Raw genomic sequence first — 1,548 nt, forward strand, 5'->3', positions numbered from 1 at the left:
GCCGCGGCCCGGTCGCCGCACTCCTCGGCCAGCCGGGACTTGCCCACTCCGGCCGCCCCGCCCACCACGAAACCGCGGCACCTGCGGTCCGCCAGCGCCTCGGTGAAGAGGTCCGTCTCCGGGCCGCGTCCGACCAGAGGCCACCGGCCCGCTCCCTCGCGCACTTCGGCTCCCCCTCTGGCAGCACGGGGCACGCGAGCACCCCGACGGGGTGCCCCCGGCCGTATCCCACCCGGGCAGTACGATGCACGATCGCCGGCGCCGTGTCAGCCCGGCGCGGCGCGGGGCGGAGTGCCGGTAGGAAGGTCGTTACGCAGCCTGATCGACACCGTCACTCGGAACGAGCCGCATCAGCTCCGTCGGCCGACGCCGACGCCGGCGCCTTCGTCGACCTGCGTGACATGGCGCCGACGTGCCATGCAGTGGAGTACAGCAGGAGTGCTACGGCCAGTGAGGCGCCGGCTCTCTTGGCGGCTCCGGTGAGCACTCCTTCGGCGACGGTGCCCCATGGCGCCGGGGCCGTTCTGGTGGGGTAGGTGGTCTCGCTCGCGCCGTTGCCCAGGTCGACGGTGGTCGGGCGGCTGTAGTCCACTTCGGTCGCGTAGCGGTAGGCGCTGAAGTCGTCGGCGGCGTGGGCGGCGGCGCCCAGCACGGGAGCCGCGACGAGCAGAATCACCACACTCCATCGCGTGAGGGGTGTCAGGCGGGCGACGTCGTCGCTGCCGGCGGTGGGCCGCAGTCGGGCCCGGTGGCGCCAGAGGTGCCGTCCGRGGGTTGCCAGGCCGAGGACGGTGCTCGTGTACTGCAGCAGCCGGGCAACGCTCAGGCCGCCGACAGCCGAGGCACGCAGTATCCCGATGTGGGTGACCAGGAAGCCGTCTCCGTGGGTGAAGGAGTCCCATGCCACGTGGGAGGCGATGCCGATCAGGGCGGAGAGCAGCAGCCACATGGTGTAGCGGGCCCTGGCCGGCGCGTCGGCTGCCCGTTCCGGTTCGGGCAGGCGGAGGCCGGGCGGGAGGAGAGCCGTCATCGGTGCGCGCAGCATCCGGTACGCGGCGACCAGGCCGAGGGCGAAGGGCAGGCTGATCAGGAGGCCGCTGACGGAGGAGTGGGTCTCGGTGGCGTTGAGGAGCGGCCCGTACCGGTCCTGGGCGCTGCTCGCGGACACGCCGAGGGCGGCCAGGAAGTACGGGACATCAGGTGCCATGGTGCCGGCGACCAGCGCCGCCGGAACGAACGGCCGCCGCAGCAGCGGCAGGACCGCGGCCGGGTGGGACAAGGTGAACGGCAACTTGGTGGTCTTCTCTGTGCGGGCGACGTCGCAGGGTCAGGGTCCGCCGCGGCGCGGGTACCCCTTCGCCGGGGCGTCTCGGGGCGTCTCGGGGCGTCTCGGGGCGTCTCGGGGCGTCCCGGAGCAGCCAGGAGCGTCCCGAAGCGCGCGGCTGAGCTGCCCCGGGCAGCAGTCACGAATAGAACACTGAGGAGAGTATTCATCTCAACGGACTATGGCAACCGGGTGGTGGCGCACTGCCTGGTGGGAGGGGGAGG

The 1,548-nt window shown here is 72.7% G+C and carries 1 protein-coding gene; it reads right to left on the reverse strand.

Translation table 11 applies throughout. From position 1 onward, the window contains the following. Positions 1-331: 331 nt before the first annotated feature. Positions 332-1,291 carry a DUF4184 family protein gene (locus tag FGF04_RS39135; protein ID WP_223146458.1) on the reverse strand — a complete coding sequence of 320 codons (960 nt, stop codon included), beginning with the start codon at positions 1,289-1,291 and terminating at the stop codon, positions 332-334. Between the last annotated feature and the right edge of the window lie 257 nt (positions 1,292-1,548).

Origin of the sequence: Streptomyces apricus, assembly GCF_008369065.1 — a bacterium.
GTDB lineage: Bacteria > Actinomycetota > Actinomycetes > Streptomycetales > Streptomycetaceae > Streptomyces > Streptomyces apricus.